The organism is Pseudomonas sp. NFPP12 (genome assembly GCF_900103205.1).
Lineage (GTDB): Bacteria > Pseudomonadota > Gammaproteobacteria > Pseudomonadales > Pseudomonadaceae > Aquipseudomonas > Aquipseudomonas protegens.
The window spans coordinates 1,320,098-1,345,221 of record NZ_FMWW01000001.1; the positions used below are offsets into that span (position 1 = coordinate 1,320,098).

A 25,124-nucleotide genomic window follows, 5' to 3' on the forward strand; every position below is an offset into this window, starting at 1 on the left:
GGTGCCACACCGGCAGGCGCCGGCACAGCCCTTTTTTATTGTTGTGAGGTTGGCCCCGGGAGCGGGCGCAAATCGAAGCTACTGCAAGCCTCAGTAAAAAAACAAGTTGATTTTTTACTGGAGGTAAATTTTGATAGGCCAACAATAACAACGCCAAGGCCCCGCCCCCTGCCCTTGGCCCGCCTGGAGTCACCGCAATGACCAGCGCCTTCCCGCACCTGTTCGAACCCTTGCAGATCCGTGGCAAACGCCTGAAGAACCGCATCATGTCCAGCGGCCACGACACCTCGATGCCCACCGACAACCTGGTCAACGAACAGCTGATTGCCTACCACCGCGCCCGGGCCGAAGGCGGCGTCGGCCTGATCGTGCTGCAGGTGGCCGGGGTCCACGACAGTGCGCGCTACACCAGCCACGTGCTGATGGCCACCGACGACGCCTGCATCGACGGCTACCGGCGTCTGGCCGAAACCTGCCACGCCCACGGCACGGTGGTGCTGTCGCAGATCTTCCACCCGGGACGGGAAATCATGGAGTCCGCCGACGGCCTGCTGGCCGTGGCCTACGCCCCTTCGGCGGTGCCCAACGAACGCTTCCGGGTCATGCCCCGGGCCCTGGACCAGGACATGATCGACGAGATCATCCAGGGCTACGCCGACGCCGCCCGGCGCCTGCATCAGGCCGGGCTGGACGGCGTGGAACTGGTGGCCAGCCACGGCTACCTGCCGGCGCAGTTCATCAACCCGCGGGTCAACCGCCGCACCGACGGCTACAACGGCGAACTGGAACAGCGCCTGCGCTTTATCCGGGAAATCCTCGGCGCCATGCGCGCCAGCACCGATGCCGACTTCATCATCGGCCTGCGCATTTCCGCCGATGAACGCGACCCCGAAGGCCTCACCGAAGACGAATCCCTGGCCGCCGTGCAATTGCTGCAAGGGCAACTGGACTACGTGCACATCGTCGCCGGCACCTCCGCCTCCCTCGGCGGCGCCGTGCACATAGTCCCGCCCATGGCGGTGGAAGCGGCCTATCTGGCCCGGGAAGCCGGCACCTTCAAGGCCAGGCTGTCGATCCCGCTGTTCGTCACCGGGCGCATCAACCAGCCCCAGGAAGCCGAGGCGATCATCGCCAAGGGCCAGGCCGATGTGTGCGGCATGACCCGCGCGCTGATCTGCGACCCGCAGATGCCCAACAAGAGCGACAGCGGCCGCGCCGAAGACGTGCGCGCCTGCATCGCCTGCAATCAGGCGTGCATCGGCCACTTCCACAAGGGCCTGCCGATCTCCTGCATCCAGCACCCGGAAACCGGCCGCGAGCTGCTCTACGGCCAGCCCAAGCCCAGCGCCCGCGGCAAACGCATTCTGGTGGTGGGCGGCGGCCCGGCCGGGATGAAAGCCGCCGCCGTCGCCGCCCAACGCGGCCACCGCGTCACCCTCTACGAAACCAGCGCGCAACTGGGCGGCCAGATCCAACTGGCACAACTGCTGCCCCGGCGCAGCGAATTCGGCGGCGCCAGCACCAACCTGCAACGGGAAATGCAACTGGCCGGTGTGGAAGTGGTGCGCAACACCCGGGTCGACCGCGCCCTGATCGAGCGCGAAAACCCCGACCACGTGATCATCGCCACCGGCGCCCAGCCCTACTGGCCGAACTTCGAACGCGGCGGCGACCTGCAAGTGGTGGACGCCTGGCAAGTACTGCGGGACGAAGTGCAACTGGGCCGCAGCGTCGTGGTGGCCGACTGGCGCTGCGACTGGATCGGCCCCGGCATCGCCGAGCGCCTGGTACGCGCCGGGCACCAAGTGCAACTGGCGGTCAACGGCACCCACTGCGGCGAAAGCCTGCCGCTGTACGTGCGCGACCAACTGGCCGGCGAACTGCACAAACTGGCGATCCCGATCATTCCCTACGCCCGCCTCTACGGCTGCGACGACAGCACCGTCTACCTGCAACACACCGCCAGCGGCGAACCCATGCTCCTGGAAAACGTCGACAGCCTCGTCCTGTGCCAAGGCCACCAATCCGTGGACGACCTCGGCCAGCAACTCAAAGGCCTGGTGCCCTTCCAACGCATCGGCGACTGCCTGGCACCGCGCACCGTGGAAGAAGCCATCTTTGATGGCTTGAAAGTCGCCTGGGCGCTTTGAGGCTGCTTTATACTCCAGGGCTTTTGCAGGACGGGCGCCCGGACGCGCCCGCCTTCCAGGCCTGGAGCCCGCCATGAACCCAAGCAGCAAGACGCCGCCCGCGAGCCGCCCTTCCGCCCCGGAGCCCGGCACCGACACCCAGGCCCCCGGCGGCCCGCAGTTTCTTGGCACCCGCATCCGCGGCCTGCGCAAACGCCGCGGCCTGACCCTGAGCGAACTGGCCCAGCAGAGCGAACTCACCGCCGGCTACATCAGCCAACTGGAACGCAACCTCGCCTACCCCTCCATCCCCGCCCTGTTCAACATCGCCCGCAGCCTGGGCGTGACCATCCAATGGTTCTTCGCCAGCGAAACCCAAACCGCGCCCGAAGACCAAGGCTATGTCGTGCGCAAGAAACAGCGGCTGCAGGTGAATTATGAGAACGGGATTATCGATCAACTGCTGACCCCACAGCCGACCCGGCAGTTGGAGTTTTTGCACTCACGCTTTCCGCCGGGGACCTACAGCAAGGAGAGTTACAGCCATGAGGGCGAGGAAGCCGGGTATGTGCTGTCGGGGAGTTTTGAGCTGTGGGTGGGGGAACGGTATTTTCAGTTGAGTGAGGGGGATAGCTTTAGTTTCTCCAGCCAGGAACCGCATAAGTATGGGAATCCTGGGGAGGAGGATGCGGTGGTGTTGTGGGTGATTACACCGCCGACGTTTTGAGGCGAGCTACTGAGCGGAAGCGCAATGCACCGCTCTTTCGTTTACTGAAAACTAGCTGTCACGGACTAGGAAGTAGAACTGCTGCCGCAACCACTCGCTGAACTGGGCCTCGGTCAGCGGAGCGGGTTGCTCGCCCATCTCATTCCAGGCGCGGTTAATCATGTGTTCCCAGTCTCGGGCGACTTCCATGAGTGGCGCTGATGCTCCCCAGAAGTGTCCAGCCTCCAATGTTGCGCTGATTCGACCGTTTAGCTCAGCGAGGGCGGCGCTGCCTTCCAGATAGCGCCGCCCGGCTTCTAGCAATTTTCTGAACTCGATGATTTCAACGGTCATGTCTGGTCCCTTAAACAGAGCGTTTGGATAAGCAGCTTTGAGATTGATGAGGAGGATATCTGCCCTCCTGTTGTCACTTCACCCAGAGCTAGCCTAGTCGTATGCAGTACCAACCTCTGCTTACGGCCAGAAGCAGCCTCTTGCCCTTACCCTTCAGGATCAGGTATTCCCTATGAACAATATCTACATGGGACTGATATAGGCGGCAGTCACTGTCGGTGCACGTCTATACTGGGCGACTCGGTATCAGTATTCCTACCGTCGAAAGCATATGCGTCGCTCCGGTATGACAACCTTAAAAAGTATTGATGAATTGAGCGTATGAGATTCTTTCCTGATGGCCCCTCCATACCAGATATCCTTCTGGAACGCTGCGATGCTGGCCGCGTCGTATTCCTGTGTGGTGCGGGAGTTTCGTTGCCATCTGGAATGCCTACTTTCGTCGGCCTTACTCGGCACGTCATAGAATTCTTCGATCCGCCAGCCGACTCAGACATCATGGTCGCGTTTCGACCATGGTTGGAGGGTCAATCTGCGGCGAATGTCCCACTCGACCAAATCTTCAACCTCCTCCACCTTGAATACGGTAAGGATGAAGTTAACGCTCTGGTCACAGAGCGGCTAAGTGCTGCTCTACAAATCAAAGATGTTGGACGTGAGCACGATCTGATCAAGCGGATTTCTTCGAGTCAGAGCGGCGTGCCACAAATTGTCACGACAAACTTCGACCGATTGTTCGAGGCAGGGCAGGTGGGAGGGGACCTGGTCTGGCATGTGCCGCCTGCTTTTCCCGATCTGAACTTCGGATCGAAGATAGAGGGGATCACGTATCTTCACGGTCGACTGGTGGATGCAGCCTCTGAATATCATCCCTACGTGCTCAGCAGTGCGGACTTCGGACGTGCGTACCTCTCTGAAGGATGGGCCACCAACTTCATCAGGCACCTTCTCGAACGTCATACTGTCGTTTTAGTCGGCTATCAGGCTGAAGATCCTCCTGTCAAATATCTTCTTCAGGGCCTCAACCATGACGGCCAATATGATCGATCCCGACTCTATGCATTTGATCGTGGGCTTCCTGAGGACATCGAAGCCAAGTGGCGTGACCGAGGGGTTACAGCCATAGCCTATTCCGATCACTCGGACCTATGGAAGAGCATGGAAGCTTGGGCAGAACGGGCCGATGATCCGCGCAGCTGGCGTGCATCCATAATCGCTAAAAGCCAGCAGGACCCGAAGGCCCTTACCCCTCATGAGCGCGGTCAAATTGCTCATGTTCTTCGTACAGTTCAGGGAGCGAGATTGTTCTCGGAAGCTGATCCAACACCGCATCCTGAATGGGTATGTGTAATGGATGCATATGTACGATCCGACAAACCAAGTGGTGACTTTGGCGCTGATGCAGAGAGTTTTAACCCTGTGCTTGCTTACGGGCTTGATGACGATCTGTGCGATATTTCTGAAGATGATCGCAGACAGGATGTCAGCAACGATAATCTTTTAGTCTGGCGCAGCGAAGACGATAATCCGCATGAGTTTCATCGGTTGGGTGGGCGGCAGGCAGAAGGTTTCGAGGCGACGCCGATAAGGCTTGGCCACCTTATCACCTGGGTCAGCAAGGTGATCGAAAGCCCTGTGCTGGCGTGGTGGACTATCCGTCAGAACGGTCTGCATCCTCGACTTCTGCAACAGCTCGAGTGGCAGGTGGAGCATTCAAAGGCTCTCAGCGATCGAGCTCTTCATATCTGGAATCTTATCCTCGAACACCATCGAGACCCTCGCAATCGTCAGTGGAATGGCGAGTGGTTTGACTTGAAGACACGGATTAGTGCAGAGGGATGGACTGCAGGTGTCCTAAGAGAATTTCGGAGGGTTGCGACGCCGCGACTGAAGATACAGCGACCGTTTGGCATGGGGCAGATTAGGCCTCCGTTGAAAACTTGGGAGGACATTCATCTCCGCGATCTCGGCCAGTTCGAAATCATGTTCCTTGATAAGCACAAAGAAGAGTTACACATCCCCGACGATCTTCTACCACAAGTATTTAGCATCCTGCAGGAGCAGTTTGCTGTCGCCTCAGGCCTATTAGGGGATATCGAGACCATCTACTTCCGTACACCCACCTTCTATCCGAAACGTGAGGTCGACGGGAAAACGTATGCCACGAATGCTGCGAAGACCATAGTTTGGTTTGTTCATCTTTTTGACCGGATGACTGCCAGATGGCCAGAACTGGCGAAGGCACACGCAACGACTTGGCCAACAACGGAGCGGTTCTTCTTCCGAAAGCTCAAGCTCTATGCGTACAGCAAAGTAGATATCTTCGAGGCCGACTCGGTTGCCGAGCAAGTCTTGCTCTTAGATCAAGAGGCATTCTGGGACAATAATGTGACCCGAGAGCTCCTTTTCCTACTGGTTGACCGGTGGAAAGATTTCTCTCAGGTGAATCGGAATCAACTTATAGACCGTATCTTGACGGGCCCCGACCAGCGTACTCAATGGTCTGACGGGGAATTCCATGACCTGCGGGACAAGGTCGCCGCAAGATACGCTCGATATCTCGAACTACAAGGTTGTGAACTTACAACCGCTCACAGTGAACGGCTTGCCGAGATGATCGGAGGTATTCTTGATTGGAGCGATGCTTGGGCGACTTCGATTGTAATCGAGCACGGCTCTCATACCGGCTGGGTCGGTACGGACGAGAAACCAGACGCAGTCTTGGATCTTCCCGTAAACGAGGTGATTTCCAGGGCAAAGGAAGAGCTGAAGCGTGACTTTGGCAACTTCACCGAGAAGCGACCCTTTACTGGTTTAGTAAAGGTCAATCCGCGAAAGGCATTGTCTGCTCTGACGATTGCAGGTAAGGCCGGCGATTACCCAGAAGCGTTCTGGTCCTCCATGATTAATGAGTTTCCTGCCGACACCACAGCCAGGCTGAGACGGGTATTCTTGAACCGAGTAGCACGGCTCCCGCATGCAGTTATCGCCCAACTGAACCACACGTTGAGCCGATGGCTCCAACAGCACCTGGTGGCAATCCTTGAGTTTAATGCTGACCTTGGTTGGGCGGTCTACGATAATATCGTCGAAGGCATCTTGAGCGGTGGAGCAGATGCAGCGAAGAGTGGTCTTGGTGAAATCCGCCAAGGCGGAAAAGTTATTGAAAAGTCCTTACGCACATTTGACCATGCGATCAACGGCCCCATTGGTATGTGTACTGAGGCCCTTTTTCACGCAGTTCCCAGAGGGAGTCAGGAGATCGCCGGCTCACTACTTCCAGGTTACATAAAGTCTCGTGTCGAACGCCTCTTAGCTTTACCTGGCGAGGGCTCAGATCATGCCATATCAGTAGCGAGCAGGAGTCTGAACTGGCTCATGCTCGTAGATCCCGTCTGGACCGAGGAAAGACTTGCTCCCATGTTGGAGTTCGAGCATCCAGCTTCGGAACCAGCATGGAACGGATTTCTTTATAGTGACCAAGTGCCTCGACGGCAGTTGCGAGAGATCATTAAACCGCTCCTGCTTCACCTATTCCCGTGGGTCGAAGGATTTTCATGGGATCACGACCTCTCAAGAAGAGCCGCCGAATGGTTAGGCTACATCTATGTATTTCACCCGAATGAGCCTGGTGGTTTTTCACAAGGCGAAATGCGTTCGGTCCTTCGAGCAATGTCTGATGATACTCGGAACCGTTTCATTTCCTGGCTGGGTCAGGTTGGACAGGAAAATGAGGACGGTTGGGCCAAACACGTCATCCCTTTAATCAACAAGGGCTGGCCGAGAGAACGCCGATACAGGACCGCAGCATCGATGAGAGCCTGGATAGGCATGCTTGATGACACCGGCAATAGTTTCCCCGCAGTATATGAAGCGGTAAAGAAATTCTTGGTGGCGGTGGAGACAAATGAACATCCGTTCTACCGGTTCACTCAAGAGTTAAACGATGAAAGGCCGATTACCGTTCTATACCCTGAGATAACGCTGGATTTGATGAATAGAGTTACGCCCCAGATTCTCACACGCCCTTCATACGAGTTGCCGAAGGTACTCACTCTGATCGCGGAAACCCAGCCTGATCTGAAAGCGGACTCACGTTACTTACGCCTTGTCGATCTTGTTGAACGGAGCTAAACCTTGGTCTTTCAAGTCGAAAAGTCAGCGACTGTCCTCGAGCTTCCTGGGTACCAGACGACTGTATTTGATCGCACTAGCTCCGAGGGATCGTCCGCTTTTGGCCGGTAGCAGTCGCTTGCCAACGTCCGCTTTTGGCCGAATCGCGACTGTCGCCACCGGTAGAGGTCATCTAAAAGTTGACGTTCAGGATTGGGAGAATAAATCTGCCCGCCCTCTTGGAATATGAGCTTATATTTAATTAATATGCACTCTCCTCATATGGATAACGTTGTGCAAACATCTGCAGGATGAGTTCTATTCTTTCTTGGCCGTCGCTAGCGAGAAGCTTTAGTATTTGTTCTGAGGTAAACCTCCCCATAACCATTTCAAGCTCAATGACTGTAAACTCATGAGTAACGCCATTAGCTTTCATTGAGGCAATTACTTTTTCTTGAGAGTAGCCTTCAAACTTTTCGCCGGACAAAACCGTATTCACTAACTCACGCTCTAGATAAAACTCCGTACCAGCCGGCACCTCAATTGAAGATCGAAGCTTCAGTTTTTTTGGCTTAATTCCTCTATCATCTACCGTCCTTACGACCTGAGTAATAAAGTGCAGCTCTTTTATTGCGCGCCTACTTCTTCTATCAGCTTTAGGATTACTTGCTGAAAAAGAAGAAAATCTTGTTATAGTTGCTGGTGGATGCATGATGATTGCGGGCATATGAATTTGAAGCCAACATTCGACGACTTCAGGGCACCCATTAAAAATTTTCAGTTTTTCTACCTGCTGAGCAATCAGCAAAAGCTTTTTCTGGATGATGTCTTTAGTGTGATCGGCTGTCATCCCCATTGTCAGACCATTGTGCAAAAATCCAAGTTTTGTAACATCGGCCGCTATAACACCAAAGGCACGTCGCCCTTCTAACGTTCTAGGAATACGCAAAGCTATTTGCTCCCTAGCCTTCATAAGATTGTCTCTGAGGTTACGGATACCAGCGATCCGTTTACACTCGATGATATAAGCGTGGTCTTCTCCGATGGCAATTACATCTGTATCAGTGCTAACATCAACCATGCTTCCTGCCTGACAGAAGTAGCTGGCAACCCTCAGTTCAAACTGTGTGTCTCTTGGCTCGGTATTTGTATCTAGAGCCGCGAAATCGCTACCCCTAACTAATTGCTCAAGCTTATTTTCGATGCCTTTTGGAGCATGTTTTTTTAAACCTCTAAATATCCACATCAGTTCGTGAGCTTCTCTAAGAAGATATAGCTGCCAATCAAGGGGGCTACTGAATCTTGCATCCTTCACGTTCTTGAATATTTTTTGCTCATTGATGTCGCCGCCTGAGGCCACCTCATCGAAATACTGAACGTATCTAGAAATTCTAGTATTGTGGGTTTTAATTCCCAAACTATCAATTAAAGCCCTAAAACCCCGAAGATCTTCCGCGTGCTCTTTATAGCTAATACCCGGAAGGGATTCTTCTGGCAATCTGTAAAAAGCTTGTTCCTCTTGCACTTTACCCCCCTAAAAGCTCTAACCTTCACAACTTACAAATTAATTGAAGACCTAATTGTTGACCGACAAAGAACACGCTCGATACATCTATAAAGACCCAATATATTTTCTTGTTAACGTTGAGCATCCGCTAATGACCGAAAGCTACTTTCTCGAATCACAAAAGACGCCGTTTATCAATCAATAATAAGCGGCGCTTCTATCTACTTAGTACGGTATAGCTCTAACTCAGAGCCCCTCCCTCGGCCCCTTTTCCCCCCAACCCCAAACACACATCATCAATCACCGCCTTACCCATTTCCGCCAGGAAGTGCGAAGCCCAAGCATAGCGCTCGCCCTGCTCTTCCATAGCGGCATCCAGCGCAAGTTTCTTGGCGTAGTACAAAAAAATAGAGGCCTGCTCCAACGCCTGCTGCAAAGGCACATCCCCATTGACGCGAAACAACGTTAGTTCAGGATCGGCACATTGGCCAAAGGTGACAAAACCTTGGGTTTTGATGGAGGTTAAATGGCTCATCGTGCACCTCCCGCCAGGGTCTGGCAGCAGAGGCTTTTGAACGGGGAAAGGCGAAAGGAACAGCAGCAAAATTCAGACAGATTACCGGCAGACATGATTGAAACTCCCTGATCAACAATGTGCCTGCATCTGATCGGGTTCTCAGGCCCGGTCGCTGATTTTGCAGCGACCGCAGCAGACTAGGCGGTCTGCTCACGCTGGGGCAACCGCTAAACCGTAGCCGGTTATGTCGCTCGGATTAGCGAGCCGTTATGCTTTCCCCCACCCCGGATAAGGACATCTGCCCCCTCATGATCGACCGCGAACAACTCCATCAAAACGGCTACCTGTTGCTACGTCAGGCGGTGCCCGCCGGCTGGCTGGATGAGCTGCGGGCCACGTTCGAGGCGGGGGTGATTGGGCCTGAGCAATGGCCGGTGCCTCGGGGGGCGGATTGGCGGCATGCGCTGGTGGATCTGGATGCACGGGTGCAGGCGGTGTGTCGTTTGCCGGTGCTCTTGGCGGTGGCCGGGGAGTTGATCGGGGAAGGCTTTTTTCTGGCGCAGGTGGAGGGCCGCGAGCCGTTGGCGGGGGGCGGTCATCAGGTATTGCACCGGGATCTGTCGGAGCAGCGCCTCGGTGACCGGGTCACGGCGCTGGTCTATCTCGATGACTATGGGCCGGCCAATGGCGCGACGCGCATCGTGCCCGGCAGTCATCGCCCCGGGGAGCGGTTGGCGCCCTTTGATTTCAGTGATGAATCCCGGGTGGTGCAGTTGGCGGGCAATGCGGGGGACGTGCTGCTGTTCGATGCCGATCTGGTGCATGGGGCCAGTCTGAACCCCAGCGGTGCGCGCCGTCGCAGCTTGCTGATCAGTTATTGCGCCCTGGGGCTGTATGAGTCCCATCTGCAGACGCTGGGCCTGCGTGCTATCCGCATGGACACCCGCGAGCGCTTCGAGCCGGCGGACTTTGTCTGAGTGGGCTCGGGCGCCAGGGGTGCGTCAGCCAAAGCGTGGCGCTCATTCAGTCGGCCAGGCGGCTGGCCAGACGTTGCAGTGCCTGGGCCAGTTCCAGGGCCTGTTCTGCCGTCAGTTCCACGGGGTCGTTGTGCGGGCTGATGGCCTTGAGATGAATGGCACTGCCCTGCTCTATCCATAGGCGCACGGCGCCCTCGCTGCTCTCGAAATAATCCGTTGTGCGGTCAATCGGCATGTTCATTCACCTTGTGCGTGGGCGCTGGCCAGTTCCAGCAGGCGGGTGAAGTCGGCGATGGCGAAATACAGGTCATCGCGGGTGTCGCCGTCCCAGTCTTCGACGGCTTCCCTGTCTGCCTTGAGTGAGGCGATGCGGGTTTTGATCTCGGCGATTTCCTCGGCGCCGCACTGGGTGGCGATGGCCTCCCAGCGTTCCTGGGGAATGTTTTGCTGGACCGACAGCCCGGCTTTGGCTTGGGCAATCAGTGCGGTGAGTTGGCTCATGGGGGTATTCATCCTGAAAATACAGCCTTTGAATCGGGGCGCAGCTTGTGCGTCAGGCGCTTTGAGGCGGGTCACTTTATCGGGTTCAAGCCCAAACAACGACCTAAAGAATGGAGCCAAGCCCATGTCCGCCATACCACTGGAGAACTCGTTGCCGGCGCCTCCCCCCAGGGTGCCCACAAGATCACATGTCGCTAAGCGTCCCGTGAACGCAGCGTGCTGTTCTCAACGACAAGGGCAAGGATGTCCGAGCAACGACCATGACAATGCTTGGCGCTCATAGCCGGGCAGTGCTGAACGGCTATGGGCGGATAGAGAACCTCAACGGCTCGCTTTCAGCGTTTCAAGCATCGCCTCGGCAGCCAGGCTGTGGACTTTGCGGGTCGGGTGCCATTCATCCCAGTAGTAATGGCTATCCGGATCCGCACACACGGGTTTGACGTCCGGGTAGGTGGCTTGGCACGGGGTATCCAGATCCTTCAGGCCCGCCACCTCCGGTGCCGCGCGAAGCGTGTTGCTGAAGGCCAGGTGGTCAAAGTAGCCAATGCTCACGTGATGGGCGTTAGCCAGTGTTGTCAGCACGGCGGGCAGTTTTTGTTCGAGTATCTGCTGGTATTGCGTTGCGTTCTTGACTTGATTGCCCTGCACCACAGCCGGCACATGGCTCAAATCCGTGGTCCCCACCACCATCAGGTGCTTCGCCCCTGCGGCGATCAGCGTCTCGGTGCTCTTCTGTATGTTCGCCACGCTGTTCTGGCCAAGCACTTCGATCGTTTCTGGGTGCGCGAAGTCGGCCCATTCAAAAAAGTCGTTGGCTGAGATGAAAATGAAATACAGCGCATCCGGATCCGCCTTGTGTGTTTTAGCGGCTTTCAGGTGATCGGCGATTTGCCCGAAAACCCCGGTGTCGCGAGAGGGCTGCATCCAGGCGTAGTAGTTGCCGTTGCCGCTTTTGGCGCCGCCAATGGCGTAGTCGGTCAAGGGGATTTTCAAGGCCTGCGCCAAGTGCTCGACCGCGGTGGGACCATTGCTCCAGCGTCCCTGCCAATACAGCGAACCGGGCAGCTCCTGTGCATCTTTGACCTTCTGCGCGGCCATGGTTCGGGTGAAGGTTTCACCCGCGCCATTGTCAGAGTAGCTGTCACCGAACGCATAGAGATGATCGTAGCCAGGGCCGCCAAAGGCGGTTGCGGCAGTCATGGTCAATAGAGCGGCCAAGCACGCGCGTCGAATCATTGAAAGTCTCCCGGGTGGTGCTCTTAGACTACCGGTGGCGACGTTTTGCCTCGCCACGCTTGCGACCTGTATTTAGCCGAGGGCGCAAAGAGTGTGCTGTTCGCGACAGGTCGGTGGCGGGTGAGTCCAGCGTGTGCGCCGGTTTTTTTATCCCGCCTGTTGCCTTGGGTGCTTGGCAGCGCCGCACAGGTCGGCTTCAATAACCGCCCCTTTTCATGTTCAGGAGCTAGAAGGATGCAGCTTTATTACCGTTGGGCGGCCGCGTGGGTCATGGCGTGGGTACTGGGAACCGGGCTGGCCCAGGCCGAGGAACGGCCACAGGTGGCGGACAAGATCCTGGCCTACACCGGGCCGCACGGGGTGAAGGTCTGGACCTTGCGCATCGGTGAGCGCAGCGCCAATCAGGCGCTGGTGCAGGTGGAAGACGCCGACCACGACTGGAACATGCGCATTCAGAAAATGAGCGTGGAGCAAACCGATCGCGACACCCGTTACTTCACTCAGGTGGACGGGCAGAAGTTCGTGGTGCTGCTGCTTCAGGAAGGCTATGGCGAGCTGCATCTGCCGGGTGAGGCCAAGCCGCTGAAGGTGGGTTATGACAGCAACCTGTCCAGCTATGGCGATGCCCAGGCGTTTCTCAATGAGTACCTCAAGGCCAAGTAGGGCGTCGGGCGGGCGCTGCAAGCGCGGTGCTCGTTGATCGGCGGTGCTCATGGCTGAAGGGCCGTGAGCGCTCTGCAACAACGCCTCCCTAGGGAGGCGTTGTCGTTTTACCCGGTTTGCAAACCTCTCAGCGCAAATCGAACCGATCCAGGTTCATCACCTTGTCCCAGGCCGCCACAAAGTCCTTCACGAACTGCTCACCCGCATCCGCCGCTGCATACACCTCGGCCAGGGCCCGCAGTTGCGAGTTGGAGCCCAGCAGCAGGTCGACCCGAGTACCGCTCCATTTGTATTGCCCAGTGGCGCGGTCGCTGCCCTCGTACTGGTCGCGGGCCTCGGACAGGGGTTTCCATTGGGTGCCCATGTCCAGCAGGTTGACGAAGAAGTCGTTGCTCAGGGTACCCGGGCGCGCGGTGAACACGCCGTGGGGCGATTGCCCGACGTTGGCCCCCAGCATTCGCAGGCCGCCCAGGAGCACGGTCAGTTGCGGGGCAGTCAGGGTCAGCAGTTGCGCTCTGTCCACCAGCAGGGCTTCGGCGGTGACGCCGCTGACCGGTTTGAGGTAGTTACGGAAGCCGTCGGCCACGGGTTCCAGCACAGCGAAGGATTCGACGTCGGTCTGTTCCTGGCTGGCGTCCATGCGCCCCGGGGCGAAGGGCACGCTGATGCTGTAGCCGGCATTTTTCGCCGCCAGTTCAACCGCCGCACAACCGCCGAGGACGATCAGGTCCGCCAGGGACACGCGCTTGCCACCCGTCTGCGAGCTGTTGAAGGCGCTCTGTACCCCTTCCAGGGCGCGCAGCACCTGGGCCAGTTGCTGCGGTTGGTTGACCTCCCAGTCTTTTTGCGGGGCCAGGCGAATCCGTGCGCCGTTGGCGCCGCCGCGCTTGTCCGAGCCGCGGAAGGTCGAGGCCGAGGCCCAGGCGGTGGACACCAGTTGCGCCACGGACAGGCCGGAGTTGAGGATCTGGCCCTTGAGCTGCTGGATGTCCTGGGCGTCGATCAGCGGGTGGTTCACGGCGGGAATCGGGTCTTGCCAGATCAGTTCCTCGGCCGGCACTTCCGGGCCCAAGTAGCGTGCGCGCGGGCCCATGTCGCGGTGGGTGAGTTTGAACCAGGCCCGGGAGAAGGCTTCGGCCAGTTGCTCGGGGTGCTGGTGGAAGCGCCGGGAGATCGCCTCGTAGGCCGGGTCGAAGCGCAGCGACAGGTCGGTGGTGAGCATCGACGGCGTGCGGCGTTTGTTCGGGTCGTGGGGGTCGGGCACGCTGTCGGCCCCGGCGCCGGCTTTGGGCCGCCATTGGTGGGCGCCGGCGGGGCTGGTGGTCAGCTCCCATTCGAAGCCGAACAGGTGGTCGAAGAAGTCGTTGCTCCAGCGGGTCGGGGTGGTGGTCCAGATCACTTCCAGGCCGCTGGTGATGGCGTCGCCGCCGACGCCTGTGCCGAAGCTGCTGTTCCAGCCCAGGCCTTGTTCTTCCAAACCGGCGGCTTCCGGTTCCGGGCCGACGTGGCTCGCCGGGCCGGCGCCGTGGGTCTTGCCGAAGGTGTGGCCGCCGGCGATCAGGGCCACGGTTTCTTCGTCGTCCATGGCCATGCGGGCGAAGGTTTCGCGGATGTCGCGGGCCGCCGCCAGCGGGTCGGGGTTGCCGTTGGGGCCTTCCGGGTTGACGTAGATCAGGCCCATCTGCACCGCCCCCAGGGGGTTCTCCAGTTCGCGGTCGCCGCTGTAGCGCTGGTCGTCGAGCCAGGTGGTTTCGCTGCCCCAGTAGACGTTGTCTTCCGGCTCCCAGACGTCCTGGCGGCCACCGGCAAAGCCGAAGGTTTTAAAGCCCATGGATTCCAGGGCGACGTTGCCGGTGAGGATGATCAGGTCGGCCCAGGAGATCTTGCGCCCGTACTTCTGCTTGATCGGCCAGATCAGCCGCCGCGCCTTGTCCAGGCTGACGTTGTCCGGCCAGCTGTTGAGCGGGGCGAAGCGCTGCTGCCCGCCCCCGGCGCCGCCACGGCCATCGGCGATGCGGTAGGTGCCGGCACTGTGCCAGGCCATGCGGATGAACAGCGGGCCGTAGTGGCCGAAATCCGCCGGCCACCAGGGTTGGGAATCGGTCATCAACGCCTGCAGGTCGCGCTTCACCGCGGCCAGGTCCAGGCTGTTGAATTCGGCGGCGTAGTCGAAGCCCTCGGCCATGGGATCTGACAGGCGCGAGTGCTGGTGGAGGATATTCAGGTTCAGTTGGCCGGGCCACCAGTCGCGGTTGCTGGTGCCTTCGCCGGCGGTGTGTTTGAACGGACACTTGGATTCGTTGGACATGGGACTCTCCTTCGGTCATCCCTACCCGGCTGCTCGATATGGGCCCGAGGCTGGACGTGCGTATGAAAAGCGTAGTGAACGGTAAGCGAAGGTAAAAATAGACCCGCTTGATGACCCTGGCAGAAAAAAACCATGACGCTTGCAAGGTTTCTGCGCGGGGCGCCCTGCCCCCTGGGGGCCTGCCCCGGATCTGGCGAGCTGCGCCCGGGCTTGTTTAGCGCAGCCGATGCTGAACAGCGGCCTGAGCCTGGGCGTCCAGGCGGCGCTGGGTGTCGGCATCGATCTGCTGGCGCAGGGCCTGGAACAGTGGGCTGGCGTCGGTGTAGCGGCGGCCGTAGCCGAGGTTGAAGCGGTAGTCGAAACCCGCCGGGTTCTGGCCCTGGGTGTGTTGCAGCAGGGTTTCCAGCTTGTCCAGGGCCTTGACCGCGCGCGCCTCGTTGCTGGCGGCGCCTTCGTATTCGTCCCACAGCTCCAGCAGGTGCTCGCGGGCCGGGGCGTCCAGGGCTCGGGCCAGCAGTTGCAGGTCCGCGCGCTCCTGCGGGCTCTTGTCCGGGTGGGCGGCCTGGGCCACCGCCGGGATGTCGCCGTGAATGGCCTCCCCCAGGTCGTGAACGATGCACAGCTTCAGCACCCGCAGCAGGTCCAGATCCCCCAGTTGGTCTTCGAACAGCAGCGCCATCAGGCACAGGCGCCAGCTGTGCTCGGCGGTGCTTTCCTGGCGGCCGCTGGAGGTGTGGGCACTGCGCAGCACGTCCTTGAGTTTTTCCGCTTCACGGAGGAATTCAAGGCGGCCACTGAGAAGTTCACTGTTCATGGAAAGACCTGCGCGGGGGGGGCAAAACACAGCCGGCACTGAAAGGCGGCGAGCGATGGCCAACCAGACTAGCCAAGGGGTGCTGCCGGGGGCCACGGATAAAATATCCGTGGCCCCGTTTCAGAGGGTTTCCACCAGCCGCACGGCGTTGCCGTCGGAGAGGTTGAGGCGGGTCCAGCGGCACTGGCTGGGGGCGATGGGCACGATGGCCGAATCGTTGTGGCCGCTGAAGAATTCCAGGGACGGCGGGGCCAGTACTTCGCGCCAGCCCAGGTCATCCAGGGCGGCTTCCTTGCGCACGATTTCCTCGGTGCAAAAGCCCCACAGGGAGTGCCCCAGCAGCTCGCTCAGGGGCACGCCGAACTGCCCGGCGCGGGTCGCTGAACAGGCCAGCAGGCGGTGGGTCAGGTCGCACACCAGGTGCACGGCGCGCGGGCTGTCATTCACCAGTCGCGCCAGGGCCTGGTCGGCGGCGGCGCTGAGGTTGGCCGCCAGCAGTTGTTCCAGGCGCACACGCTCGGCCGGTTCCATGGCCTGCTGGCCGTTTTCCCAACGGGAAATGCTCGACTGCGCCACACCGAACAACTCGGCGGCGTGCTGCTGCTTGACCCGGTGCAACAGGCGCCAGCGCCTGAGGGCCAGGCCCAGATGGGGTGAGGTGAACGGGGCTGCGGACATGGCCAGGGCGATGCGAGTAAAGGGGCTGGCAGTTTCGCAGCCTCGGCGCTTGGCGGGCAACTGGCGCTGACCCACGCCATTCGCCCGGCCTGCCACAAGTTGCTGGACAGCACGGCCAAAGCCCCGAAAAATCAGCGCCTTTGCCCTGCCCTCCACGGGCCGGGCGCCTGTGCCAAGGAGTTCGGCCCAATGCTCAATGTCCTGTTTGTCTGCAGCCAGAACAAGCTGCGCAGCCCCACCGCCGAGCAGCTGTTCGCCGACTGGCCGGGGATCGAAACCGCTTCGGCGGGGCTCAACCACGATGCCGAAGTGCCCCTGGGCCCGGAGCTGGTGCAATGGGCCGGGCTGATTGTGGTGATGGAAACCCGACACCGGGAAAAACTGCGCAAGCGCTTCAAGACGCAGCTGCGCGAGCAGCAGATTGTCTGCCTGAACATTCCCGATGATTACGAGTTCATGGACCCGGAACTGATCCAGTTGCTGCGGCAGAAGGTGCCGCAGTTTCTTCCCGATGGCGGCGAGGCTCGCTGATATGCCCCTGATATTCAGGGCCCTGTCCGCGTGGCGGTTGGGAGAGCGCTGGCGAGCCTGCGGCTCGTTCGCAGCCTTCGGCAGCGGCTACACGAAGCGGATGCAGGCGCTAGCGTCACGGGCAACTCTGTAGCCGCTGCCGCAGGCTGCGCAAGGCACCGAAGGGGCCTCGGCGGTTGCGGGAGCGCCGGCGAGCCTTTGGCAGCAGCTACAAGGCGCCAAGGGCGGCGATCAGTTCCGCCGAGGCGTTGTACAGCGGCGTGCTGCCCTGCAACAGGATCTGCGCGCTGCGCCGGTAGGCGGCGCCATCGATCAGCAGCTCTCCACCGGCCAGCCGGGCGTTGATCAGGGTCTCCAGCACTCCGGCGGGGTTTTCAATCGCCAGCGGGTACTCGCCCGGCTCCTCGCCTAACACCGGCGCCCGCGCCAACAAGGCATGGGCCACGGTGCCTTCGGCCAGGCACGCCGCCGCCAGGCAGCAACCACCGGACACCGCCAGGGACGGGTGGGCGTTCTGCGGGGTGAAGTAACGGGTGGCAATATCGCCGCCTTCTCGCGCCGGGCTGACGATGCAGATCTTCGGGATGGTTTCGCTGCGCCGCAGGTCGTCGGCGCTCATCAGGCTGCCATCGCGCTTGCGCAGGCCCATGCGCAACCCGCCCAGCACCATCAGTTCCAGCAGACGCGCCTTGAATTGCGGGTCGGCGTCCAGCTGGGCCGGGGTTTCCTCGCCGGTCTTGCCCAGGTCCGCCGCGCGCAGGATGACCATGGGCACCGCCACGTCGATGCAGGTGGCGGCGATGCCGTCCAGCAGGTCCACCCGTTTGCCGGTGGGGAACAGCGCGCCGGTCTTGGCCCCCACCGGCTTGTCGAGAAACAGGTCGACCCCGGGAAACACCCCGTTGACCCCGGGAATCCGCGTGTCGCTCAGCAGCCGGCCATTGGCGAAGCCCAGACGCGCATACATCGTGGTCTGGGTGTTGCTGTTGTAGATCTCGATCTGCCCACCGCCCTCCCCGGGCTCCAGCCAGCCGCGCTGCAGGGCATACAGCGGCAACGCCGCGGACATGTTGCCGCAGTTGACGCTCCAGTCGATGGCGCTCTTGCCCGCCGCCAGTTGCGCCAGGGTGCTGACCATGCGCGTCTCGCCGGGGCGGCGCTCGACGATGAACACCTTGTTGCTGGTGGGCCCGCCGCGCCCCAGGCCGGTGATCTGAGTATTGCCCGGCCACTCGCCCTGCAGCGGCACGCCCATCAGGTGGCGCAGCAACTCTTCCACCAGGGCTTCGTCCCGGGGCAGCGCTTCGCGGGCCAGGATCAGCCCGGTGGAGGTGCCGCCACGGGCGTGGCACACGGGGAATTCAGGGATGGCAGCAGGCTTGGGCAGATCAGGCATGGCGGGCGCCTCCAGGGTGGGCGAATGGAGCAGCCCCTTGTCGCACGGGCAACGGGCGGCAGCGCAGCATGATAAACCGTCGCGGCCGATCCCGGGGCCTGTCGCTTGGCGATCCGGGGTCGCCCGATTGCACATCGTGCCCGGGGCCGATCACGACCTGGGCCTGAGCCATGCCGCCCAGGCGGCGCTATGGGCCGATCAGCACCTGGGTCTTGGCACGGGTGCTACAGGCCTGTAGTCCGAAGCGGCCAGGACGCCCTCGCGGCGCTTTTTTGACCGGCCCATTTGACTAACAGTCTTGAGCTTCTAGATTCCACTGGCGACCTCATGGAAGTGCATTTCGCCCGGTGCCCGACAGCTGTTGCGCCGCGCCCGGATGCTCGGTGGCCGCACGCTGCACAGCCGATGACACCCGGGCCTGGATCGCCAGGCCCATAGCGCGACAACAGGGAGCCGGACATGAACGAAAACATCGTGGATATCCTTGTCACCATTGACGTGGACACCATTCTGGAAAGCAACGGCAAGACCTTCGACGGCGGCAACACGCTGACCTTGAGCCAGCACAGCGCCACCCCCACCCAGCTCTACAACTACTACAGCAACGGCCAGCGCCTGTCCGACCAGGTGGTCTACATGGTGGCCCGCCGCGACAACACCGACGGGCCGGACGGCGGCTCCGAACTGGCGGTCAACCTGCGTCAGGGGGACATTGTCCGCTGGCGCGCCACCAGCCTGTCCAAGGGCATGTACAACGCGGTGCTGCTGTACCAGTACACCCAGACCAACCCGGTACCGAGTGCCGGCAATCCGCCCTATCTGACCGACGTCACGCCGGTGGTCCTGGACAGCACGCCGCTGCCCATCATCGACAAGGACAACCCGGCCGGGCAGCCCATCGCGCAAAGCGTGCAGAACTACTACTGGCAGGCCAACGCCACCCGGGTCGGCTCACGCATTACCTACACCTGGGCCTTCATGATCCTGGACAGCAACAACAAGGTGATCGCCTACTGCTCCTGGGACCCGTACTTCTCCATCCACTGATGGCCATGGCCTCTCCCCGTTGCGGGGAGAGGCTTGCTCCAGGCTTCAGGCGCGCCGGGCCAGCAACAGCACCGAGGCCGCCGCCGACAGCAACGCCGCGCAGCAACGATTGAACAGGCGCTTGCCCGCAGGCTCGCTGAACCAGCGGCGCATGTGCAGGCCCATCAGCGCATAAGCGCTGATGGCGATCCACTCCAGCAGCAGGAACAACAGCCCCAGCACCAGGAACTGCGAACCCACCGGCGCCCCGGGCTCGACGAACTGCGGCAGAAACGCGGTGAAGATCAGGATCGCCTTGGGATTGCCGATGGCCACCAGAAATTCCTGCCGGCTGAGGGCCAGCAGCCCGGACACCCGGCTGCGCTCCGCACTCTGCACCTGGGGGTCCGCGGTCCACAGCTGATAGGCCAGGTACAGCAGGTAGCCCGCGCCGAGAATCTTGATCCCGTAGAACAACAGCTCCGAGGCTTGCAGCACCACCGCCAGGCCGGCGGCGGCCAGGGCGATCATCAGGGCGAACGCTGCAAGGCGGCCGATGCCCGCCAGGCACGAGGTGCGAAAACCGTAGGTGCTGGCATTGCGCACCGACAGCAGGTTGTTCGGCCCGGGGGCCATGTTCAGGGCGAAACAGGCCGGGAGAAATAGCGCCAGGGTGGCGAGGTTCATAGGCACTCCAGAATCGGCAAGGCGTCGTTGTTGACCGGCAAGGAACATAAAACGCCTGGGCTCCGGGACACAAGCCAGCCCCGGCGATTACGCCCCGGCCAGGCGCAAGGCATAGGCACGGATGTCCTGCGGCCAGTCCTCGATGCACTGTTGCAGGCGCGCCAGGTCCGCGGCGAACAGCGCCCGGATGGCTTCTTCATAACCGGGAAGATCGCCGCCCATGGCCAGCATGAACTGGTAGGCCGCCTCTTGCGCGGCCCGCTGGCGCTGCGGTTCGACGCCATGGCGCCGGGCTTCGTCCACCAGCCGGCGCAGCACCGCCGAGGCGCCACCGGGCTGCTCGGCCAGCCAGTCCCACTGGCGCGGCAACAGGGTCACTTCCCGAGCGATGACCCCCAGCTTGGGTCGCCCCCGCCCCCGGGGCGCAGCCTCTTCGCCCTCGACCGGCGCAGCAGCAGGCTGGCGCGGGCGATAGCGCCCGTTGCCCGGCGCCGGCGTGGCGGCCAGGCGCTGGCGCACTTCGTCCGGGGTGCCCCGCAGGTCGAGGTCGATGACCCGGCCGCTGGCATCGTCGAACACCAGCAACGGCTGCGGCGCCGCCTCTTCGCTGGCACGCTTGACCGCCAGCGCGACCTCCAGCAACGGGCCGGCTGCCAGCACCTGCTGGGCCTGAAACGCAGTGACGGGTTGGGTAAGTGAGTCGGACATGGTTATGGCCTCAAGGAAACGAGGCTGCATATTACCCGGGTATTAATAAGACAATCAATAATACCCGGGTAATATTTAAACAGCGGCCGGCCCTCGCGACTGCCGCTGTGGGGCCGGCTCGCTGTCGGCGGGCATCTCGATGCCCCAATCGCCGTCCAGGTACCAGTCCTCCCCGAGCATTTCCGCCGGGTGCATGGTGCGATCGGAACCATTGCCGCAGGCCAGGGCATTGGCCGCGCAGTAGCGGTCGCAGCCCCAGCAGATCCGCTCGGGGTGTTTGGGGCGCAGGGGAAAGGGCTTGGCCATGGCGGCTCCCGGAACCTGGATGAAGGAGCCTGCACCTTAGAACCTGCGGCGCCTTCGAGCCTTGATCCCGATCACAATGGCAGGGTGCGGTCCTGGATCACCTGCTTCATCACCAGGGTCGAGGTCAGGCGCTGGACGTTGGGCAAGGTCGACAGGCGTTCGTCATACAACCGCTGGAACGCCGGCAGGTCGCGGGTGATCACCTGCAGCAGGTAATCGGGCTCGCCGAACAGCCGCTGCGCCTCGACGATCTGGACAATGCCCTGCAAGGCAGTTTCGAAGGCCGCCACGGCCTGATGATCGCCCTCGCGCAGGGTGACGAACACCATGGCCGAGAAATTCAGCCCTAGGGCGCTGGGCGCCAGTTGTGCGCGATAGCCCAGGATCACCCCGGACTGTTCCAGCGCCCGTACCCGGCGATGGCAAGGGGACAGGCTGAGACCGACCCGCTCGGCCAGGTCGGTGACCGAAAGTCGGCCGTCGGCTTGCAGCTCGGCAAGAATCTTCTGATCAATCCGATCCATTTGAATAATTTTCCCCATTAGAAGGTTTGTAGTTGGAATATTAGAGAAAAAATCCCCCTCGATCTTCACTATTCTTTCTTCACACCTTGAAGCCCCTGTTCACCGCAGCTGTGCGGCGGTCGAGCCCCTGATGCCCGTGAGAAAGCCCCATGCCCTACCCCCTTGCCAAGCCGCACCCTGCGCTGCCTAGCGCGACCGCCTGCCCCGCCCACGCTACCTGCAGCCAGCCGAGGTAAGCCAGCATGGAACCGAGCATGTTGGCCGCGTTCTGGGCAGTGTCGCTGCTGTTCGTGATCACCCCCGGCGCCGACTGGGCCTATGCCATCTCTGCCGGGCTCAACGGCCGGGTGGTGATTCCCGCGGTATCCGGGCTGCTGAGCGGGCACCTGCTGGCGACCCTGGTGGTAGCCGCCGGGGTCGGCGGGCTGGTGGCGCGTTACCCCCTGGCCCTTGCGGGCCTGACCGTGGCCGGTGCCGGCTACCTGCTGTGGCTGGGCGTCGGCCTGCTGCGCCACCCGTCCACGCCCCAGGCCGGCGCAGGCCAGGCCGATGCTTCCTGGGCGCGCTGGTCGTTCAAGGGCCTGTGTGTCAGCGGCCTAAATCCCAAGGTCTTCCTGCTGTTCCTGGCCCTGCTGCCACAGTTCACCAGCCCCGCGGCCGCCTGGCCGGTGTCGCTGCAGATCCTCGCCCTGGGGCTGCTGCATGCCTTCAGTTGCGCGGTGATCTACCTGTTGGTGGGCTTCGGCTCGCGCACTGTTCTACAGGCGCGGCCGGTGGCGGCGCTGTGGGTCAGTCGCCTGTCGGGCGGGTTGATGGTCCTGATTGCGCTAGTGTTGCTGGCGGAACAACTCCTGGCTTGAGGAAGACCCATGCACAGCTTCAGACAACGAGCGGCTCGCGGGCTGCAAAGCGGTGACAGCTTCAGCCTGTCGCGATGCTTCACTCCCCAGGACATCCAGCGCTTTGCCGAGATTTCCCGGGACTACAACCCGGTGCACTACCACCTGCCCTTCGCCGAGGCCCGAGGGTTTCGCGAACCGGTGGCCCATGGCCTGCTGACCGCCAGCCTGGTGACCGAGATCGGCGGGCAGATCGGCTGGCTGGCCTCGGCGATGAGCTTCCAGTTCCGCCGCCCGGTCTATGCGGGGGATACCGTGACCTGCCGCTGGCTGATCACCGAGGTGGATGCCCGGGGCCGGGCCACGGCGGTCATCACCCTGAGCAACGAAGATGGCGTGATCGTACTCGAAGGCGAAACCCGCGGCGTGCTTCCCGGCGAACAGGAACGGCAGTTACTGAGCCAGATGCTCGCCGAAGGCGACCCGGGCAACCCCTTGGCTCTGTAGGCCGCAAGACCTGCGGCGAACCCGAAGACGCCTTCGCTGGCAAGCCAGCGCCTACACAAAGCCCCGCCACCACGCCATCTCGTAGGAGCCGGCTTGCCGGCGAAGAGGCCCTCACGCCCTGCGGCGCACCCGAAGACGCCTTCGCTGGCAAGCCAGCTCCTACACAAAGCCCCGCCAGCGCGTCATACCGCAGGAGCTGGCCAAGCACAGAATTTTCTCTGACAGCGGCTACGGGATCGCTATGATGGATCACCATGAACCCCAGCCCCGCGATCCGCCAACCCTGTCCGCCCGGCGCCTGCATCTGCGAGCGCGAGCAGTTGCTGGACACCCCCGGAGCCGACCTGCGCATCCTCAATCTCACGCGCCAGGAGGAAAAGCGCCTGCTCGAACGCCTGGAAAACCTCAAGGACCTGGCGGACCTGGAACACATGCAGCGGCGGATGTACGAACAACTGGGCATCCGCGTCGAGATCAGCCCCAGTGACAACGTGGTCCGCAGCATGCGCGGCATCGCCATTTCCCTGGGCGAGTTGCCCGGCCTGTGCCGCAAGACCCGGCAATCGATCCCGGCCGCCATCCGCCGGGCCATGGAGCAGCGCCCGGAAATCGCCTACCGCCTGCTGGACTCCCAGGACCTGTTGCGCGGCACCTGAGGGCCGCGCACTCAAGCGCCGCCCATACCGTTCAAGGCTTGCAGGCCGGGGCCTGAACCCGGAAACTTGCCGCTGCTTTTTCCAGGACTTCTCTCATGCAAAACACCCCATTGAACGCCGCCGACTTCGAAACCCTCGAAGACACCCTGCTCAAGTACGGCGACGACCACTCGGTACTCAACCCCTGCGAGCTGGACGGCTATTTCACCGCGCTGGTGTCGGGCCCGACCCAGGTGGATATCGCCGAATGGTTCCCGGCGATCTGGGGCGGCGAGAACCCCAATTGGGAAACCCCGCAAGAGTGCCGGCAGTTCATCGACCTGTGCGTGCGCCACATCAACACCCTGGCCGAACAACTGGCCAGTGATGCCCAGGGTTTCCATGCACGTTTCGAAACCACCGAACACCAGGGCCAGGACCTGTTGCTGGCCGAAGAATGGTGCTTTGGCTACCTGCGTGGCGTGGCCGTGGGCAACTGGCCGCAGATGCCGGCACTACAGACCGGCCTGTTGCAGACGATCATCGACTGTGCCGAACAGGACAACTTCGAACTGCCGGCCGACCTCGACCTGGCCCAGCATCGCCAGCAGGTAGCGGCCATCGAACCGGCGGCGCGGGCACTGCATGCCTATTGGACGGCGCAGCGCTGAGGCTGACGCCAGCAGAAGCACCACGGGGGCCCTAAGGGGCAAAAAAAGGCAGACTTCCCGCTCGGGGAAGTCTGCCAGCCAAGGACGGATAATGCTCATGTTCAAATGCATCAAGAGACTTTTCAGCCGGAATGCACCAGCGCAGCCGCAGCCGCAGGACATTCCCGCACCCGCCGCCCCACCGACATTGGAGGAATATCTGTCCGGCTTGCCAACTTGCGATCATGAGCCCGACGAGGACTTCTATTACCGAACAGAAGCGGCTGACCAATGGACGCGATACTTCTCAAGCGAATTCACCATACCCTGCCGCAACCAGGGAGGAGGTCATTCCCAAGACCTGACGATGAACGAAGCGCTGAAAAATTACGCAGCCGTCCATGGTCTGGTGTACGTGTTCTACTACTACAGCCCATTCCCCTATGCACAAACGAAGATTGCCTCGCACCATGAGGAGTGCATTGAGGCTGCCTCAGGGCTGATCTCGCCTTACAAACATTGGATGCTCCTGTGCTTTCTGGCTCGCTATAAAAAAGACACCGCGGCGTTGACAGGGCGAACAAGCTTTGCCGATGGGACCCAAAACGATCAAGAGTGTCGATACATCATTTGCGATCCCCCCTGCCTAACCATTCCACGACAGGACATCCAACTTCACTTGAATGGTCATTGGTACTCATTGCCGGCCATCACCGATTTAACTCTAGGCCAGCTCATGGTGACTTGGCGCGATGATGCAACCTTCTGCGCTTCACGAGCCGCTTCACTACTCCTGGCCGTGAAAGTCTGAT

Annotated in this window: 26 protein-coding genes; 12 read left to right on the forward strand and 14 right to left on the reverse strand. The window is 61.0% G+C overall.

What is annotated here, in order from left to right; genetic code table 11:
* Positions 1-197 precede the first annotated feature (197 nt).
* On the forward strand, positions 198-2,150 hold the full coding sequence (locus BLS75_RS05565) for an oxidoreductase (RefSeq protein WP_072452218.1): 1,953 nt from the start codon (positions 198-200) through the stop codon (positions 2,148-2,150).
* A 73-nt stretch (positions 2,151-2,223) separates the two neighbouring features.
* Positions 2,224-2,856 (forward strand): cupin domain-containing protein, encoded by a 633-nt coding sequence (locus tag BLS75_RS05570; protein WP_072452219.1) that lies wholly within the window; start codon positions 2,224-2,226, stop codon positions 2,854-2,856.
* Positions 2,857-2,907: 51 nt separating this feature from the next.
* On the opposite strand, the gene BLS75_RS05575 is transcribed toward BLS75_RS05570, so the two are convergent.
* Positions 2,908-3,189 carry a hypothetical protein gene (locus BLS75_RS05575; protein ID WP_072452220.1) on the reverse strand — a complete coding sequence of 94 codons (282 nt, stop codon included), beginning with the start codon at positions 3,187-3,189 and terminating at the stop codon, positions 2,908-2,910.
* Positions 3,190-3,510: 321 nt separating this feature from the next.
* On the opposite strand from BLS75_RS05575, the gene BLS75_RS05580 reads away from it, so the two are divergent.
* Complete coding sequence (locus BLS75_RS05580; protein ID WP_072452221.1) at positions 3,511-7,323, forward strand: SIR2 family protein; 3,813 nt, start codon at positions 3,511-3,513, stop codon at positions 7,321-7,323.
* Between the two features lie 241 nt (positions 7,324-7,564).
* Here the strand turns inward: BLS75_RS05580 and BLS75_RS32010 are convergent, their stop codons facing one another.
* Positions 7,565-8,827, reverse strand: a complete 1,263-nt coding sequence (locus BLS75_RS32010; protein ID WP_143031419.1) for a hypothetical protein — start codon at positions 8,825-8,827, stop codon at positions 7,565-7,567.
* Positions 8,828-9,050: 223 nt separating this feature from the next.
* A complete protein-coding gene (locus BLS75_RS05590; RefSeq protein WP_072452223.1) occupies positions 9,051-9,344 on the reverse strand; it encodes a DUF3077 domain-containing protein in 294 nt (97 codons plus the stop codon).
* A gap of 290 nt (positions 9,345-9,634) precedes the next feature.
* Here BLS75_RS05590 and BLS75_RS05595 point away from each other — a divergent pair, with 290 nt between their 5' ends.
* Positions 9,635-10,303, forward strand: coding sequence for a phytanoyl-CoA dioxygenase family protein (locus BLS75_RS05595; protein ID WP_072452224.1), 669 nt, complete (start codon positions 9,635-9,637; stop codon positions 10,301-10,303).
* A gap of 46 nt (positions 10,304-10,349) precedes the next feature.
* On the opposite strand, the gene BLS75_RS05600 is transcribed toward BLS75_RS05595, so the two are convergent.
* From BLS75_RS05600 to BLS75_RS05610, 3 genes are all read right to left on the reverse strand, one after another.
* Positions 10,350-10,538 carry a DUF6360 family protein gene (locus BLS75_RS05600; RefSeq protein WP_236203763.1) on the reverse strand — a complete coding sequence of 63 codons (189 nt, stop codon included), beginning with the start codon at positions 10,536-10,538 and terminating at the stop codon, positions 10,350-10,352.
* A gap of 2 nt (positions 10,539-10,540) precedes the next feature.
* On the reverse strand, positions 10,541-10,804 hold the full coding sequence (locus tag BLS75_RS05605) for a hypothetical protein (protein WP_072452225.1): 264 nt from the start codon (positions 10,802-10,804) through the stop codon (positions 10,541-10,543).
* Positions 10,805-11,125: 321 nt separating this feature from the next.
* Positions 11,126-12,040, reverse strand: a complete 915-nt coding sequence (locus tag BLS75_RS05610) for an SGNH/GDSL hydrolase family protein (protein ID WP_072452226.1) — start codon at positions 12,038-12,040, stop codon at positions 11,126-11,128.
* A 234-nt stretch (positions 12,041-12,274) separates the two neighbouring features.
* Between BLS75_RS05610 and BLS75_RS05615 the strand changes: the two genes are divergently transcribed.
* The gene (locus tag BLS75_RS05615) at positions 12,275-12,703 is read left to right on the forward strand and encodes a hypothetical protein (protein WP_072452227.1); all 429 of its coding nucleotides are present in this window, start codon (positions 12,275-12,277) and stop codon (positions 12,701-12,703) included.
* Between the two features lie 127 nt (positions 12,704-12,830).
* Here the strand turns inward: BLS75_RS05615 and katG are convergent, their stop codons facing one another.
* The 3 genes from katG to BLS75_RS05630 form a co-directional block, all read right to left on the reverse strand.
* A complete protein-coding gene (gene katG / locus BLS75_RS05620) occupies positions 12,831-15,011 on the reverse strand; it encodes a catalase/peroxidase HPI (protein WP_072452228.1) in 2,181 nt (726 codons plus the stop codon).
* 214 nt (positions 15,012-15,225) lie between these two features.
* Positions 15,226-15,825, reverse strand: coding sequence for an HD domain-containing protein (locus tag BLS75_RS05625; protein WP_011060985.1), 600 nt, complete (start codon positions 15,823-15,825; stop codon positions 15,226-15,228).
* A 120-nt stretch (positions 15,826-15,945) separates the two neighbouring features.
* Entirely contained in the window at positions 15,946-16,503 is a 558-nt protein-coding gene (locus BLS75_RS05630) for a helix-turn-helix domain-containing protein (RefSeq protein ID WP_072452452.1), read from the reverse strand.
* Positions 16,504-16,692: 189 nt separating this feature from the next.
* Between BLS75_RS05630 and BLS75_RS05635 the strand changes: the two genes are divergently transcribed.
* Positions 16,693-17,034 carry a low molecular weight protein tyrosine phosphatase family protein gene (locus BLS75_RS05635; RefSeq protein ID WP_072452229.1) on the forward strand — a complete coding sequence of 114 codons (342 nt, stop codon included), beginning with the start codon at positions 16,693-16,695 and terminating at the stop codon, positions 17,032-17,034.
* Positions 17,035-17,242: 208 nt separating this feature from the next.
* Here BLS75_RS05635 and BLS75_RS05640 read toward each other — a convergent pair whose 3' ends face one another.
* Positions 17,243-18,430, reverse strand: a complete 1,188-nt coding sequence (locus BLS75_RS05640) for a PrpF domain-containing protein (protein ID WP_072452230.1) — start codon at positions 18,428-18,430, stop codon at positions 17,243-17,245.
* Between the two features lie 459 nt (positions 18,431-18,889).
* On the opposite strand from BLS75_RS05640, the gene BLS75_RS05645 reads away from it, so the two are divergent.
* Complete coding sequence (locus BLS75_RS05645) at positions 18,890-19,477, forward strand: AidA/PixA family protein (protein ID WP_065363866.1); 588 nt, start codon at positions 18,890-18,892, stop codon at positions 19,475-19,477.
* Between the two features lie 45 nt (positions 19,478-19,522).
* Here BLS75_RS05645 and BLS75_RS05650 read toward each other — a convergent pair whose 3' ends face one another.
* The 4 genes from BLS75_RS05650 to BLS75_RS05665 all read right to left on the reverse strand — a co-directional run bounded on the left by BLS75_RS05650 (position 19,523) and on the right by BLS75_RS05665 (position 21,681).
* Complete coding sequence (locus BLS75_RS05650; protein WP_011060979.1) at positions 19,523-20,143, reverse strand: LysE family translocator; 621 nt, start codon at positions 20,141-20,143, stop codon at positions 19,523-19,525.
* A gap of 87 nt (positions 20,144-20,230) precedes the next feature.
* On the reverse strand, positions 20,231-20,881 hold the full coding sequence (locus BLS75_RS05655; RefSeq protein ID WP_072452231.1) for a DUF2239 family protein: 651 nt from the start codon (positions 20,879-20,881) through the stop codon (positions 20,231-20,233).
* Positions 20,882-20,926: 45 nt separating this feature from the next.
* On the reverse strand, positions 20,927-21,157 hold the full coding sequence (locus BLS75_RS05660; protein WP_011060977.1) for a DUF3079 domain-containing protein: 231 nt from the start codon (positions 21,155-21,157) through the stop codon (positions 20,927-20,929).
* A 71-nt stretch (positions 21,158-21,228) separates the two neighbouring features.
* Positions 21,229-21,681 carry an Lrp/AsnC family transcriptional regulator gene (locus BLS75_RS05665; protein ID WP_011060976.1) on the reverse strand — a complete coding sequence of 151 codons (453 nt, stop codon included), beginning with the start codon at positions 21,679-21,681 and terminating at the stop codon, positions 21,229-21,231.
* Positions 21,682-21,923: 242 nt separating this feature from the next.
* On the opposite strand from BLS75_RS05665, the gene BLS75_RS05670 reads away from it, so the two are divergent.
* The 5 genes from BLS75_RS05670 (at position 21,924) to BLS75_RS05690 (ending at position 25,123) form a co-directional block, all read left to right on the forward strand.
* Positions 21,924-22,541, forward strand: a complete 618-nt coding sequence (locus tag BLS75_RS05670; protein WP_011060975.1) for a LysE family translocator — start codon at positions 21,924-21,926, stop codon at positions 22,539-22,541.
* 9 nt (positions 22,542-22,550) lie between these two features.
* The gene (locus tag BLS75_RS05675; protein ID WP_072452232.1) at positions 22,551-23,027 is read left to right on the forward strand and encodes a MaoC family dehydratase; all 477 of its coding nucleotides are present in this window, start codon (positions 22,551-22,553) and stop codon (positions 23,025-23,027) included.
* A 254-nt stretch (positions 23,028-23,281) separates the two neighbouring features.
* Positions 23,282-23,683, forward strand: coding sequence for a hypothetical protein (locus BLS75_RS05680; protein ID WP_011060973.1), 402 nt, complete (start codon positions 23,282-23,284; stop codon positions 23,681-23,683).
* 95 nt (positions 23,684-23,778) lie between these two features.
* Complete coding sequence (locus BLS75_RS05685) at positions 23,779-24,333, forward strand: UPF0149 family protein (protein WP_072452233.1); 555 nt, start codon at positions 23,779-23,781, stop codon at positions 24,331-24,333.
* Positions 24,334-24,424: 91 nt separating this feature from the next.
* On the forward strand, positions 24,425-25,123 hold the full coding sequence (locus tag BLS75_RS05690) for a hypothetical protein (protein ID WP_072452234.1): 699 nt from the start codon (positions 24,425-24,427) through the stop codon (positions 25,121-25,123).
* Position 25,124 lies beyond the last annotated feature (1 nt).